Here is a 418-nt window from a genome sequence, read left to right as displayed (position 1 = left end):
ATGCTCCGCCGCTTGTGCGGGCCCCCGTCAATTCCTTTGAGTTTTAGCCTTGCGGCCGTACTCCCCAGGCGGGGCACTTAATGCGTTAGCTGCGGCACGGACAACGTGGAATGTTGCCCACACCTAGTGCCCACCGTTTACGGCGTGGACTACCAGGGTATCTAATCCTGTTCGCTCCCCACGCTTTCGCTCCTCAGCGTCAGTATCGGCCCAGAGATCCGCCTTCGCCACCGGTGTTCCTCCTGATATCTGCGCATTTCACCGCTACACCAGGAATTCCGATCTCCCCTACCGAACTCTAGCCTGCCCGTATCGACTGCAGACCCGGGGTTAAGCCCCGGGCTTTCACAACCGACGTGACAAGCCGCCTACGAGCTCTTTACGCCCAATAATTCCGGACAACGCTTGCGCCCTACGT

At 59.3% G+C, this 418-nt stretch carries 1 rRNA gene; it reads right to left on the bottom strand.

Going from position 1 to position 418, the window contains the following annotated elements:
• Nucleotides 1-418: ribosomal RNA gene (locus RNB18_RS52760) — 16S ribosomal RNA — on the bottom strand; the annotation flags it as partial.

This window comes from Streptomyces doebereineriae, from assembly GCF_031845645.1.
Classification (GTDB): domain Bacteria; phylum Actinomycetota; class Actinomycetes; order Streptomycetales; family Streptomycetaceae; genus Streptomyces; species Streptomyces canus.
Note: the sequence above shows the minus strand (reverse complement) of the source record. Positions and strands in the feature narration are given on the sequence as shown.